11 protein-coding genes are annotated in these 12,931 nt (G+C 65.1%); 6 read left to right on the top strand and 5 right to left on the bottom strand.

Annotated elements, in window-relative coordinates; genetic code table 11:
- Window positions 1-49: 49 nt before the first annotated feature.
- Window positions 50-979 (top strand): NAD-dependent epimerase/dehydratase family protein, encoded by a 930-nt coding sequence (locus AC629_RS36855; protein WP_084809650.1) that lies wholly within the window; start codon window positions 50-52, stop codon window positions 977-979.
- Between the two features lie 39 nt (window positions 980-1,018).
- Here the strand turns inward: AC629_RS36855 and AC629_RS36850 are convergent, their stop codons facing one another.
- From AC629_RS36850 to AC629_RS36840, 3 genes are all read right to left on the bottom strand, one after another.
- The gene (locus AC629_RS36850; protein WP_084809649.1) at window positions 1,019-1,843 is read right to left on the bottom strand and encodes an aspartate dehydrogenase; all 825 of its coding nucleotides are present in this window, start codon (window positions 1,841-1,843) and stop codon (window positions 1,019-1,021) included.
- A 108-nt stretch (window positions 1,844-1,951) separates the two neighbouring features.
- Window positions 1,952-2,893 (bottom strand): LysM peptidoglycan-binding domain-containing protein, encoded by a 942-nt coding sequence (locus AC629_RS36845; protein WP_084809648.1) that lies wholly within the window; start codon window positions 2,891-2,893, stop codon window positions 1,952-1,954.
- Window positions 2,894-3,034: 141 nt separating this feature from the next.
- Window positions 3,035-3,754, bottom strand: coding sequence for a hypothetical protein (locus AC629_RS36840; protein WP_084809647.1), 720 nt, complete (start codon window positions 3,752-3,754; stop codon window positions 3,035-3,037).
- Window positions 3,755-4,030: 276 nt separating this feature from the next.
- On the opposite strand from AC629_RS36840, the gene AC629_RS36835 reads away from it, so the two are divergent.
- Both AC629_RS36835 and AC629_RS36830 read left to right on the top strand, forming a co-directional pair.
- On the top strand, window positions 4,031-4,954 hold the full coding sequence (locus tag AC629_RS36835) for an ABC transporter ATP-binding protein (RefSeq protein WP_084809646.1): 924 nt from the start codon (window positions 4,031-4,033) through the stop codon (window positions 4,952-4,954).
- On the top strand, window positions 4,951-5,712 hold the full coding sequence (locus tag AC629_RS36830) for an ABC transporter permease (protein ID WP_084809645.1): 762 nt from the start codon (window positions 4,951-4,953) through the stop codon (window positions 5,710-5,712). The genes AC629_RS36835 and AC629_RS36830 overlap by 4 nt, the downstream gene beginning before the upstream one ends.
- Window positions 5,713-5,852: 140 nt before the next feature.
- Here the strand turns inward: AC629_RS36830 and AC629_RS36825 are convergent, their stop codons facing one another.
- Window positions 5,853-6,176, bottom strand: coding sequence for a hypothetical protein (locus AC629_RS36825; RefSeq protein WP_084809644.1), 324 nt, complete (start codon window positions 6,174-6,176; stop codon window positions 5,853-5,855).
- Window positions 6,177-6,501: 325 nt separating this feature from the next.
- Between AC629_RS36825 and AC629_RS36820 the strand changes: the two genes are divergently transcribed.
- Together AC629_RS36820 and AC629_RS36815 are read left to right on the top strand one after the other, a co-directional pair.
- On the top strand, window positions 6,502-7,281 hold the full coding sequence (locus tag AC629_RS36820; RefSeq protein ID WP_084809643.1) for a L,D-transpeptidase: 780 nt from the start codon (window positions 6,502-6,504) through the stop codon (window positions 7,279-7,281).
- A gap of 219 nt (window positions 7,282-7,500) precedes the next feature.
- Entirely contained in the window at window positions 7,501-8,484 is a 984-nt protein-coding gene (locus AC629_RS36815) for a glycerophosphodiester phosphodiesterase (RefSeq protein ID WP_084809642.1), read from the top strand.
- A 111-nt stretch (window positions 8,485-8,595) separates the two neighbouring features.
- On the opposite strand, the gene AC629_RS36810 is transcribed toward AC629_RS36815, so the two are convergent.
- Window positions 8,596-10,875 (bottom strand): fused MFS/spermidine synthase, encoded by a 2,280-nt coding sequence (locus AC629_RS36810; RefSeq protein WP_084809641.1) that lies wholly within the window; start codon window positions 10,873-10,875, stop codon window positions 8,596-8,598.
- Window positions 10,876-11,132: 257 nt separating this feature from the next.
- On the opposite strand from AC629_RS36810, the gene AC629_RS36805 reads away from it, so the two are divergent.
- Window positions 11,133-12,743, top strand: a complete 1,611-nt coding sequence (locus tag AC629_RS36805) for a phytoene desaturase family protein (protein WP_084809640.1) — start codon at window positions 11,133-11,135, stop codon at window positions 12,741-12,743.
- Window positions 12,744-12,931: the final 188 nt, after the last annotated feature.

Raw genomic sequence — 12,931 nt, 5'->3', positions numbered from 1 at the left:
ATACCCTAACCTATAGGAAAGTGAATACTCTCTCACCTCAGGCTTAATCATGCGCATCTTTCTCGCTGGAGCAACTGGAGCGATCGGCAGGCCGCTGTTGCGGCAATTGGTCCACCGCGGACATAAAGTTACCGCGACCACACGAAGCGCTGCGAAGGCGGACGAGCTGCGCCGGATCGGAGCCGCGCCGGCCGTCGTCGATGGTCTCGACGGCGCCGCTGTCGCCCGCGTCGTCGCGGAGGCGCAGCCCGACGCAATCGTCCATCAGATGACAGCGCTCAATGGCAGATCGGATCTCAAGCGCTTCGACCGCTGGTTTGCCGCAACGAACGCCCTGAGAACTCAAGGAACCGACAATCTGCTTGCCGCGGCGCGCGCAGCGGGCGTGGAGTGCTTCGTCGCCCAGAGCTTCACCGGCTGGAACAACATTCGCGAAGGTGGGCCGGTGAAGACGGAAGACGATGCGCTCGATCCGCACCCGGCCAAGGCGCAGACCGAGTCTCTCGCCGCGATCCGCTACCTTGAGCAAGCGGTGCTTGAGGCGCCGTTGAGGGGCATCGTGCTCCGCTTCGGCGCGTTCTACGGGCCGGGCGCATCGGAAGACATGGTCGAGCTGGTCCGCAAGCGAATGTTCCCGATCCTCGGAAGTGGAGCCGGCGTGTGGTCGTGGATCCATGTCGATGACGCCGCCGCGGCAACCGTGGCTGCGCTTGAGCGCGGTTCTCGCGGCATCTACAACATCGTCGACGACGAGCCGGCGAAGGTCGCGGACTGGCTGCCGTATTTCGCGGCGGCAGTCGGCGCCAAGCCGCCGCTGCGCCTGCCCGCCTGGCTCGGCCGGCTTGTCGCCGGGGAAGTCGCTGTGCGGTGGATGACCCAGGGCCGCGGAGCTTCGAACGCGAAAGCCAAGGGTGAACTCGGCCTCCAGCTACAAAATCCGACATGGCGCGAAGGCTTTCGTCGGGGTCTTCCAATATAAGCGCCTGGCCGGCCCCGGAGGATGGTCGCGAAGGTCGGTCTACGTCCCGACGCAGAGCGTGGCGCGCTGCTTGCGCAGCAGCGCGATCACGGACAGCGCCGTGATGATCCCAGTCTTGGGATTCTCGGACGGGATGTTCTCGATCGACATCGAGAAGCGCGCCGAATCCGCCTCGACCTCGATGCGGTGAACGTTGCGCGTCACGGTGGGGTCGGCCCAGATCTGCACCTGCGTGCGATCGGGACCGACGCCCGCGAGCGACAGCGCCACCGCGACATTGAGATTAGCTGGAAAGCCTTTTGCAGCCTCGCGCGCCGTACCCTCGAACAGCTTGAGCGGCTCACGCAGATTGTCGATGTCGATGTTGTTCTCGACGATGAACGGCGCGCCCTTCAGCCCGTCGACCGGCTTGCGCGTGATCATCTTCACGGAATTGATGGTGCCGATCGCGGCGGCATTGACGGCGTCGAGGCCAATCAGCGCCCCCGTCGGCACGATGATGCGGCCGCCGTTGGCACGGGCGAGATCGATCAGATCGGAATTGTTGAGCAGCGCGCCGACGCTGACGACGACCGCGGCCTTGCCGCGCTTCACCGCAGGCTCGACGATCTCGCGCAGATGCCGGCTCGGCGCACACTCGACCACGATGTCGGCGGTGTCGCCGAGCTGATCGATCGGCAACACCTGCGGCGGGCGGCGCAGGCCGCTGAGGAACGCCTGATGTTTTGCGGGATCGCGCACGGCCACGGCCGAAAGCGTCAATCCCTCGATGCCCTGATCGAGTGCGGTCGCGATCTTGGTGCCGATCGAGCCCAGCCCCGCGATGGCAACCCGCAATTCATTCGAAGCTCTATGTTCAGTCATCGCCCCCCCACTTTCCCGCCAAGCCAATGTCATAGCCTGTCACGCCTTCTGCGCATAGCTGCACAGGCGCGCCTCGACCGCAAGCGGGGCGAGATGAAGCGACTTCTCCTACCTCCGCTTCGGCGGAGGCGTTACCATCGCGGTGGCAGGCTCGGGCGGCGTCAGATGGCGCGGGACGATGATGGACTGGCCGGGCGTGAGCGGTGCATTCTCCGGCAGCGAGTTGCTCTGCGCGAGCGCCCACAAAGGCACACGACGGGCGGCTGCGATGCTCTCCAAGGTGTCGCCGGCGCGTACGGGCACCCGAACGCCGGAGTCCCACAATTCCACCAGCGTATCTGTGGGCACGAGATAGCGCAGCGGCACCGCGTCGGCCTGGGTCTGCGCGGGGATGCGCGGCAGCTGCGTCACCATCTCCACGATCTGGCGATGGATGTCGTCCGACTTCTCGATGTTGATGTGGGTGACGCGGCTGTTCTCCTTCAGGTCATAGCTCGCATAATGGCCGCGATAGCCGGGCACGGCCACGACGTCGCCGCCGCCGAGCACGCTGTCGGAGAGGAAGATGTTGATGAAGCGCTCGACATTGAGCGGCACGTCGCCGGTCGCATGCGCGGGGTCGATAATGACGACGAGGCTGATCGGGATGTTCTCCTTGGCCGCCATCTCGGAAATGACGATCGAGCACAGCCCGCCCATGGAGTGGCCGATCAGCACGATCGGCGCCGGCGTCTCCTTGTAACTCGCGATGGCGCGGTTGCCGATCAGGCGGCAGAGGGTGAATTCATAGACATCCGCCGAGAATCCGGCCTGGGTCAGTTTCTCGCTGAGCCGGTCCATGCCGGTCGAGAAGATCGGTCCCATGGCGCCACGAAACAGGTAGATCTTCGGCGGCGGCAGCGGCTCGACAGGAAGAGCGGGAGGCGGTGACGGCGCGATGGCCGCGACTGCTGCGCGCTTCGGCTTGGCGGGTGGGGCCGCGGCCGCGCCCGTGCCCAGGGCAAGCAGCGCAATCGCTGCCAGCACGACAATTCGCCTTAAATCGATCATCGGTCCAGCAGTCCCGCCACGGGAGGCGATCGCCTCCCCGGGGGGCTTAGTGACCACCGATTGGGTGATTTTTGGGGCACAAACAACACCGCCGTCGGCATGGCTGCCGACGGCGGTCGATCAATATCCGGAATCAATGGCTTAGTTGCGCGCCGGCGCCGTCGCGGCTGCCGACCGGGCCCGACGTGGTGCGCCGGGTTCGGCGACCGGGGCTGCCGGGGCGCGCGAGCGCATGATCGCGGCGTCGATCTCGGCGATCACGCGGCGCTGGATCGCCTCGTTCTTGTCGATCGTGATGTGGCCGACGCCGCTGCCGCGGACGTCGACATTGTCGAGCTTGCCGCGGAGGCCAGCCGCGGCCCGCACCGGCTCACCAGGACCGTCGCCGATATAGATGTTGATGTAGCGTTCGGCGCCGGTCGACAGCTTGGTCTTGAACACCGAGTCGAGGCCGATCGCGAGCTTCACGGGAACGCCGAGCTGATTGAGCCTGGCGATCATGTCAGGCAGCGCGGTCGCGCCCGAGGAATGGCCGACCAGGATGATGGTTTTGAGCCGGCCCGCCCGATAGTTGGCCGCAGCTTCATCGGCAAGCGAGGACCATGAGACGAAATTGGCAACGGTCACCGGGATGCCCTGCGCCTGCAGCCGGGCGCCGATCGTGTCGAGGCCGAGCGAGAAGATGTTGAGCACGCCACGGAGCAGGTAGACGTGTGTGGTTGCGGTCGCGGCCTGGCTCGGCGCGGCCTTGGCGGGGGTCGGGTTGATGGCAATAGCTGACAGCAGGAGCAGGCACATCGCCCACACGCGGAGGGCGGACAACTGGCTGGCGCCGGCGGTGTTACGGCCGTTCGGTCTCATCGATGTTTTCCCTGGGGACAATACGCTTCGCGATTGGCCGGAATCGTAGCCATGGCCGGCTCCCGGACGCAACAAAGAGCCGCGTGAGCGACGATCTTAGCCGCAGTGCGTGACTGTTGCGCAACAGTTGGCTGAAACCTGCCACCGAAGGGCCTGTTTTGAGACCATTTTTCTCCAGCCGATTGCGGCCGGATAAGTGCGTTCCTATCTCAGGGCTCCGCTGGCCGCCCTCCCGGGCCGGGTTCCAGCCTCCCCTCCCCCAGCCTACCGGCCATTATGTCCTCCATCATCTCCGTCGCCAATTTGTCGAAGACCTATGGGTCCGGCTTCAAGGCGCTCAAGAACGTCAATCTCGACATCAAACGCGGCGAGATTTTTGCGCTGCTCGGGCCGAATGGCGCGGGCAAGACCACGCTGATCTCGATCATCTGCGGCATCGCCAATCCGAGCGAGGGCAAGGTCACCGTCGGCGGTGAGAACATCCAGACCTCGTACCGCAAGGCGCGCTCGCTGATCGGCCTCGTGCCCCAGGAATTGCACACCGACGCCTTCGAGACCGTGTGGGCGACCGTGAGCTTCTCCCGCGGCCTGTTCGGCAAACCGACGAACCCCGCCCACATCGAGAAGGTGCTCAAGGACCTCTCGCTCTGGGACAAGAAGGACAACAAGATCATCACGCTCTCCGGCGGCATGAAGCGGCGCGTGATGATCGCGAAGGCGCTGTCGCACGAGCCGCAGGTCCTGTTCCTGGACGAGCCCACCGCCGGCGTCGACGTCGAGCTGCGCAAGGGCATGTGGGAAGTGGTGCGCACCCTCCAGCAGTCCGGCGTCACCATCATCCTCACCACGCACTACATCGAGGAAGCCGAGGAGATGGCCGACCGCATCGGCGTCATCAACAAGGGCGAGATCGTGCTGGTCGAGGACAAGGCGACGTTGATGCAGAAGCTCGGCAAGAAGCGGCTGACGCTTCACTTGCAGGGCAAGCTCGACGTGCTGCCGGACAGCCTCGCCCATTACAAGCTCGACCTCTGCGACAGTGGCGCGACGCTGGTCTACGACTACGACACCAAAGGCGAGCGCACCGGCATCACCAGCCTGCTCAGCGACCTCCGCAACGCCGGCATCCGCTTCAACGATCTCGACACGACGCAATCGTCGCTCGAGGACATCTTCGTCGACCTCGTGAGGACGTCATGAACTACCGCGCCATCCGCGCCATCTATCTGTTCGAAATGGCGCGCACCTGGCGTACGCTGCTTCAAAGCATCGTCTCGCCGGTGGTCTCGACCTCGCTCTATTTCGTGGTGTTCGGTGCCGCGATCGGCTCGCGCATCAGTGAAGTCGAGGGCGTAAGCTACGGCACCTTCATCGTGCCGGGCCTCATCATGCTCTCGGTGCTGACGCAGAGCATCGCCAACGCCTCTTTCGGTATCTACTTCCCGAAATTTGCCGGCACGATCTACGAGATCCTGTCGGCGCCAATCTCCTATTTCGAGATCGTGCTCGGCTATGTCGGCGCGGCCGCGACCAAGTCGATCATCCTCGGCCTGATCATCCTCGCCACGGCAGGCCTGTTCGTGCCGCTGCATATCCTCCATCCAGTCTGGATGCTGACCTTTCTGGTACTGACGGCGGTGACCTTCAGCCTGTTCGGTTTCATCATCGGCATCTGGGCCGACGGCTTCGAAAAGCTGCAGATGATCCCGATGCTGGTGGTGACGCCGCTGACCTTCCTCGGCGGCAGCTTCTATTCCATCAACATGCTGCCCCCGGCCTGGCACACGGTGGCGCTGCTCAATCCGGTCGTCTACCTGATCTCGGGCTTCCGCTGGAGCTTCTACGAGATCGCCGATGTCAGCCCGAGCATCAGCATCGGCATGACGCTGGCATTTCTGGTGATCTGCCTGGCCATCATTTGGTGGATCTTCCGCACGGGTTATCGGCTGAAGAATTGACCCTTGCCGTCATTCCGGGGCGCCCGAAGGGCGAGCCCGGAATCCATTCACCCACCGATTCTGCCGTCCGATGGATTCTCAGATGCGCATTTGCGCATCATAGCTCGCGCTAACGCGCGCCCCGGAATGACGACGGTAGTTTACCTGTAGCAGTGGAAGCGATGATAACCGTCATAGTACCCACGGCAATGACGGTAACGATGGTGGGGAATGCCGAACACGCCCTCGACCGCACCGACGGCCCCGCCGACACCGGCACCGACGACACCTCCGACCGCGCCGCCCACCGGGCCGGCGATACGGTTGCCTTCGTAGGAGCCCTCCTGGGCGCCGCGCACGATGCCCTGGGCATGGCTGGCTGGTGGCAGCGACAACAGAGCGAGAAGGATGGCGGCGGCTGCAAACAGCAGGCGGACGGGCAAGCCAGCCGGCAACTGCGCGGCGGCGATACGGGCGTTGTTCATCTTCAATCCCAAGGGAATTATACGGGAGGTACACGGCGTAAACGGCGGCGAACGCCGCCTGTCGAGGGTGGCCATGATCAACGCCTGTGGCGGCCAAATGGTTGCGCCTTTGTGACGAATTGTCGGCGTTGTCAGCGCGCATCGCTCGCGAAAATGTCAGCACCGCCGGGACATGCGTGGCACAAAGCGGCCTTGCTTACGCCCGGCATCGCGTTAACGATGCGTGGGCAGGCCGCTGGAACCAAAGCCGGATTGCAGCCATAATGCACGCCGGGGGACGGAGAGCCGCGGCGCTTGCGTGAACAGGCCGGAGGCCAGACGTCAGATGCGTTTCTTTTTCATCGCTTTCACATCCCTGATGCTTCTGAGCGCAGGCACCGCGCAGGCCAAGGTCGCCATTACCATCGACAAGGACAATCAGCAGATGATTGTCGTGGTCGACGGCGTCACGCGCTACCACTGGCCGGTGTCGACAGGCATCCCCTCGCGCGAGACGCCGAACGGCGCATTCCGCGCCTTCCGCATGGAAGAGGATCACTTCTCCAAGGAATTCGACGACGCGCCGATGCCGCACTCGATCTTCTTCACCAAGATCGGGCACGCCATCCACGGCACCGACTCGGTCGGCCGCCTCGGCTCGCCCGCCTCGCACGGCTGCGTGCGGCTGTCGCGCCAGAATGCGTCGACGCTCTACGCGCTGGTGCAGGAGCAGGGCGTGCTCAACACCACGGTGACGCTGACCGGTTCGGCGCAGGTGGCTCTGGCTCGCAATCCGCGCGGTCGTAATGCTGTCGCTCGCGCCGCGCAACCCGCCGAAGAGCAGTACAGCGCCGCCGGCGATCCGGTGAACTTGACGCCGCCGGCGCAGCCCGCGCGTCGCTACATGCCGCAGGACGACAATTACATCTATCCGGCCGACGGCAGCGACACCGGCGCGCGCTATCCGGCGCCGCGCGGCAGCCGCCCGCTCTATGACGCGCAGGTCTATCAGCAGCAGCAACAGCAGCCGCGGCCCTATTACGACCAGGGCTCTGGCCAGCAGGGCTACTACTATCAGCCGCAGCCCCGGCAGTACTATCAGCCGCGCGGCTATTATCAGAACTGACGCTATCTGAATGCGGTGTTGAGCGGTCGACGATCTTCTGCACAGCATCGACGAAGGCACGGTCGACCGGCCCGAGGATCTCGGGTCAGGTCGCGCCGGCCGGCCGTGCGCAACCCAATCTGCCGCCCAAGTTTCAACAGGCGCGAAAACATGTAGAGTGAGCCATGCGCGCCAAACGCGTTCAGGCGCTCCCCTTTTCCGCTTGCCCTCCGAGCCGCCATGCCCTCACGTGCTGCGACAATCTTGACTGTGCTGTCACTTCTCACTGCGGGGCGGACAATGGCCTTCGATCTCGAGGCGCATCGCGGCGGGCGGGCGCTGCTGCCGGAAAACACCCTGCCGGCCTTCGCCAACGCGCTAACGATGGGCGTGGACACGCTGGAGCTCGACGTCGGCGTGACCGCGGATGGCGAGGTCGTCATCTCGCATGAACGCCGCCTTAATCCGGATCTCGCACGCGGCGCCGACGGCACTTACATCGCTCCGCCCGGCACGCCCTTCGTGAAATTGCAGTTCGCCGACGTCAGGACCTATGATGTCGGCCAGATCCGGCCGGACAGCGCGTACGCGAAACAATTCCCCGACCAGCGTGCCGTAGCGCAGACACGCATTCCCGCCTTGAGCGAGCTGTTCGCGCTGGTGCGCAAGTCCGGCAACACACGCGTACGCTTCAACATCGAAACCAAGATCGATCCGAACCATCCAGACGAGTCCCTCGACCCGCAAGCTTTTGTCGCGAAGCTGCTGCGAGTGATCGAGACCGAAGGATTTTCCGACCGCGTCATGATTCAGTCGTTCGACTGGAGGACCTTGCAGCTCGTCCAGCAACAGGCGCCGAAGATGCCGACGGTGTACCTGACGCTCCAGCGCGGCTTGGGGCAGACGGTCGCGCACGACAAGGCGACCAGCTGGACGGCCGGCTTCAGTCCGGCCGATCACGGCGGCTCGCTGCCGCGAACGATCAAGGCTGCGGGCGGCGCAATCTGGTCGCCCTATTTCGGCGATGTGACCGCGGCATTGATCGCCGAGGCCCATACGCTCGGACTGCGCGTCGTGGTGTGGACGGTCAACAAGCCCGACGACATGGCGCGCATGATCGAGATCGGCGTCGACGGCATCATCTCGGATCGCCCGGACCTGTTGCGGCAAGTCGCCGGCGAGAAGGGAATTGCATTGCCGGTGGGGACGCCGGTGGTGCCGTAGGCCTCGGTCTCGTTCACACCGCCATAGCGCGTCGGCGACGCGCGTAAACGCGCTCTAGGCGCTGCGCTGCGTCCGGGGCACCAGATGCCTCATCCGGGCTGCGAAGCGCCCCTACTCCCCATCCCTCAAGCGCCGATACAGCGCGCCGAGGATGTTGGAATAGTCGTCGGTCCAGACCCGCACCCTGTCGTCGGCTTCGGTCTGCTCCCATGATTTGGAGGAGGCGAGCTTGCCGACATCGGCGTCCTCGCGCGCGGAAATGACGACGTCGGTCGAGAAGATGTAGTCGGCGTCGCGGCCGGAATCCTCGTTATAGACCCAGCTCTTCAGATCATTGGCGTCGGCTATACCGACCACGACGGTTTCGAGATCGAGATGCCGGTTGGAGACATGCATCACCACGGCGCCGTGCGGAGCGAGCTTGTCCTTGTAGATCTTCATCGCCTCTTCGGTCGCAAGATGGATCGGGATTGCATCCGACGAATAGGCATCGACGATAATGAGATCGTAGGCGCCGTCCGGCTCCTTCGCGAAAGTGAGGCGCGCATCGCCGATCACCGGCTTCAGGCCCGGCAGGCAGCCCGAGATGTAGCGGAAGTTCTTCGGATCACTCGCCGCGTCGACCATCGATTGGTCGATCTCGAAGAATGTCCAGCTCTCGCCCGGCTCGGCGGCGCAGGCGAGCGTGCCCGATCCGACGCCGATCGCGGCGACCTTCAGCGGCGCGCCCTTGCGCTCGCGGATCGCAGTGATGGCCTGACCGATGCCGCCGTCCTTGTGATAATAGGTGATCGGCTCGGGCCGGCCGGTGACCGGGGTGCCGTCATTGTTACGGAAGCGCTCGGCGCCGTGGATGGTCGTGCCGTGCATCAGCACGTGGAAATAGCCGCCTGGCGTCTCCACGATCTTGTGCACGCCGAAGAAGCTGCGCACGGTGGTGACGCGGCCTTCGTCCGCCGGATAGATCCGGATCAACGCCAGCGCGAGCGCGACAGTGGCGAAGATCTTCCAGCGGCCGGCGTTGAGCGCCAGGGCCAGCAGCGCGGCGAGCACGCCGACGGCGCCGGCGACCCAGACGCGGTGATCCTCGAACCAGGTCGAGAGCTCGCCCGTCGTGTAGGACGGCGCAACCAGCGCCACCGCGAGCGCGGCGAGTGCCAGCCAGTACCATTTGACGATGTCGGCGAGACGCTCGTTCGCCGGCGGCCGGCACAGCGCGGCAAGCGCAATCAGGATCGGATATTCGGCGATCCATGAGAAAGTGAAGGGCGCGACGAGCCCTGCGAACAGGCCGCCGACCATGCCGCCGAACGATAGCGCGACATAGAAGCCGGTGAGATATTTCGCGGCGGGCCGGGTCCGCGCCAATTCGCCATGGCAGGCCATGGCGATGATGAAGAAGCACAATTGGTGGCCGCCGAGCGTCAGCAACAGGTTCTGCTCCCCGCCGAAAGCGAGCAGGACGACCACGCCCGCGATTGCGACCGGCTGCAGCGCCAGCATCCATTTATGCGGCAGCAGCGGTCGCGACTGGAACACCACAACCCAGGTCAGCAGGTACAGCGACAGCGGCAACACCCACAGCAGCGGCGCCGCCGCAACGTCGGTCGAGATGTGCGCGGTCACCGCGATGAGCAGGCCCGACGGCACCGCCGCAAGGAAGATCCAGCGCAGCCGCGTCACGAGACCAGGCGCCGGCGCATGCGCATCCTCGGTTCGCGCGTCGACGACTGCCAGCTTCGGCGAGCGCAAGAGCAGAACGCCGCAGGCGGCGATCAGAAGGATCAGGAGGCCATAGCCGCCGGTCCAGAGCCGGTTCTGCGTGTGCAGCGTGAACACCGGCTCCAGCAGGAACGGATAGGACAACAGGGCGAGGAAGCTGCCGATGTTGGAGGAGGCATAGAGGAAATAGGGATCGTGCCCGGCGGGATGGCCGGTGCGGACGAACCAGGCTTGCAGCAACGGATTGTTGGCGGCGAGCGCGAAGAACGGCAGCCCGATCGAGATCACGAACAGGCCGAGCAGCCAGAATGCATAGCCCGAAGCCGGCGGCTCGCCATAGGCGGAGGCAATGCCGAGCGGCAGCGTGGCAAAGGCCAGCACCAGCAGCACGAGATGCACCGCCACCGGAACGATGCGGTTCCTCACCTGCATCAGCAGATGCGCATAGGCGTAGCCCCCGAGCAGCAGCGACTGGAAGAACACCATGGCGACCGACCACACCGCCGGCGAGCCGCCGAGCCGCGGCAGCACCATCTTCGTGAACAGCGGCTGCACCGAGAACAGCAGCAGCGCGCTGACGAAGATCGCAGCGGTGTAGACCGTCAGCAGCAGCCGGTTGCGCGACGAGGACGGCTGCTCCGTGGCGGCGGGTTGCACGATCGAATCCATGGATGCTCCGGCAAAGGCGTTTCCAGCGAAGTGGGCACCGGTTCGCGCGAGACAACGCACCGGACGATTCCCGCCGGCGGGCGCCGGACGGGCGCAATGGAGCACAAGGCGCCTGAACGGGCAATAAAGGGTCTCGTGATGTTGCAGCGAGGATTGCTTGATATTAGAGCGTGATCCCGGGACGCCTCGACGGGACCGCGCGAAGCGCGGCCCGGAGAGACGAGCCCGGAATGACAGCGGAACAACTTGAACCCTTCATGACCGAAACCGACGTCGTCATCATCGGCGCTGGCCATAATGGCCTCACCTGCGCGGCCTATCTCGCGATGGCGGGCCTGCGCGTGCGCGTGGTCGAGCGGCGCAAGGTGGTCGGCGGCGCGGCGGTCACAGAGGAGTTTCACCCCGGATTCCGCAATTCGGTCGCGGCCTACACCGTGAGCCTGCTCAATCCGCAGGTGATCCGCGATCTGGGGCTCGCCGAGCAGGGCCTGCGCGTCGTCGAACGGCGCGCCCAGAACTTTCTGCCGGCGCCCGACGGCAGCTATCTCCTCACCGGCGAGGGACGGACGAAGGCGTCGGTCGCGCGGCTCAGCGCGCGCGACGCTGATACGCTCGATGGCTTCTCACGCGAGCTCGAGGACATCGCGGACGTGCTGCGGCAATTCGTGCTCCGTGCGCCGCCGAACCTGCTCGAAGGCCTTGGCACGAGCGCAATCCGCGAGGTCGTCAACGCTTTCCAGAGCGCCAACATCCTGCGCGGCCTCACGCTGGAGCAGAGCCGCAGCCTGCTCGATCTCTTCACCCGCTCGGCCGGCGAGATGCTCGACGAGCGTTTCGAGCATGATCTGGTCAAGGCGCTGTTCGGCTTCGATGCCATCGTCGGCAATTACGCCAGCCCCTACGCGGCGGGCTCAGCCTATGTGATGCTGCATCACGCCTTCGGCGAGGTGAACGGCAAGAAAGGCGTCTGGGGCCACGCTATCGGCGGCATGGGCGCGATCACACAGGCGATGGCGCGCACCGCGCGCGACCGGGGCGTCGCGATCGACACGGATGCCGGCGTGCGCGAGATCATCGTCGAGCGCGACCGCGCCGTCGGCGTCGTGCTGGAGAACGGCACGACCATTCGCGCGAAATATGTCGCGGCCAACGTCAATCCAAAGCTGCTCTATACGCGGCTGATCGCGGCCGACGCGCTGCCCGCGGACTTCCTCGCCCGCATCCGTCACTGGAAGAATGGCTCCGGCACATTCCGCATGAACGTGGCGCTGGACCGCCTGCCCTCCTTCACCGCGCTGCCAGGCGAGGGCGATCACCTCACCTCGGGCATCATCCTGGCCCCGAGCCTCGGCTATATGGATCGCGCTTACCTCGATGCGCGGGCTCAGGGGTGGAGCCGGGAGCCCATCGTCGAGATGCTGATCCCCTCCACGCTCGACGACACGCTGGCGCCCGAAGGAAAACACGTCGCGAGCCTGTTCTGCCAGCACGTCGCGCCGGAGCTTCCCGATGGAAAGTCGTGGGACGACCATCGCGATGAAGTGGCCGACCTCATGATCGCGACGGTGGACAAATACGCGCCCGGCTTTGGAGCGAGCGTGCTCGGCCGCCAGATCCTGTCACCGCTCGACCTCGAACGGCAGTTCGGCCTCTTGGGCGGCGACATCTTTCACGGCGCGCTGACGCTGAACCAGCTGTTCTCGGCGCGGCCGATGCTCGGCCACGCCGATTATCGCGGGCCGCTGAAGGGCCTCTATCACTGCGGCTCTGGGGCCCACCCCGGCGGCGGCGTCACCGGCGCCCCCGGTCACAACGCCGCGCGCGTGATCCTGCGGGATCACCGCGCGTTGTTCGGAAGCCGTGGATAGGTCTGTGGATGAGTTGTGGACAGGCTGTTGGCAAGTGTGTGGACAGGGCGGGGATATCTGCGCATGCCCCCCGGGACAGACTTGGGGAAAGGCAGTGGAGGGTCGCAGGATATTCTCGGGAAAAGCCGGTGGACAGTCACTGCATGAGGGCCTGAAAAGCTGTGGGCTTCTGACTTCCCCGTGCCGCC

Source organism: Bradyrhizobium sp. NAS80.1, from assembly GCF_001908205.1.
GTDB lineage: Bacteria > Pseudomonadota > Alphaproteobacteria > Rhizobiales > Xanthobacteraceae > Bradyrhizobium.
This window is presented reverse-complemented; position numbering and strand designations above follow the sequence as displayed.

Bases quoted from the DNA above. Each gene is read 5' to 3' on its own strand.
- AC629_RS36855 (WP_084809650.1), top strand. From the start codon at position 50: ATGCGCATCTTTCTCGCTGGAGCAACTGGAGCGATCGGCAGGCCGCTG.
- AC629_RS36850 (WP_084809649.1), bottom strand. From the start codon at position 1,843: ATGACTGAACATAGAGCTTCGAATGAATTGCGGGTTGCCATCGCGGGG.
- AC629_RS36845 (WP_084809648.1), bottom strand. From the start codon at position 2,893: ATGATCGATTTAAGGCGAATTGTCGTGCTGGCAGCGATTGCGCTGCTT.
- AC629_RS36840 (WP_084809647.1), bottom strand. From the start codon at position 3,754: ATGAGACCGAACGGCCGTAACACCGCCGGCGCCAGCCAGTTGTCCGCC.
- AC629_RS36835 (WP_084809646.1), top strand. From the start codon at position 4,031: ATGTCCTCCATCATCTCCGTCGCCAATTTGTCGAAGACCTATGGGTCC.
- AC629_RS36830 (WP_084809645.1), top strand. From the start codon at position 4,951: ATGAACTACCGCGCCATCCGCGCCATCTATCTGTTCGAAATGGCGCGC.
- AC629_RS36825 (WP_084809644.1), bottom strand. From the start codon at position 6,176: ATGAACAACGCCCGTATCGCCGCCGCGCAGTTGCCGGCTGGCTTGCCC.
- AC629_RS36820 (WP_084809643.1), top strand. From the start codon at position 6,502: ATGCGTTTCTTTTTCATCGCTTTCACATCCCTGATGCTTCTGAGCGCA.
- AC629_RS36815 (WP_084809642.1), top strand. From the start codon at position 7,501: ATGCCCTCACGTGCTGCGACAATCTTGACTGTGCTGTCACTTCTCACT.
- AC629_RS36810 (WP_084809641.1), bottom strand. From the start codon at position 10,875: ATGGATTCGATCGTGCAACCCGCCGCCACGGAGCAGCCGTCCTCGTCG.
- AC629_RS36805 (WP_084809640.1), top strand. From the start codon at position 11,133: ATGACCGAAACCGACGTCGTCATCATCGGCGCTGGCCATAATGGCCTC.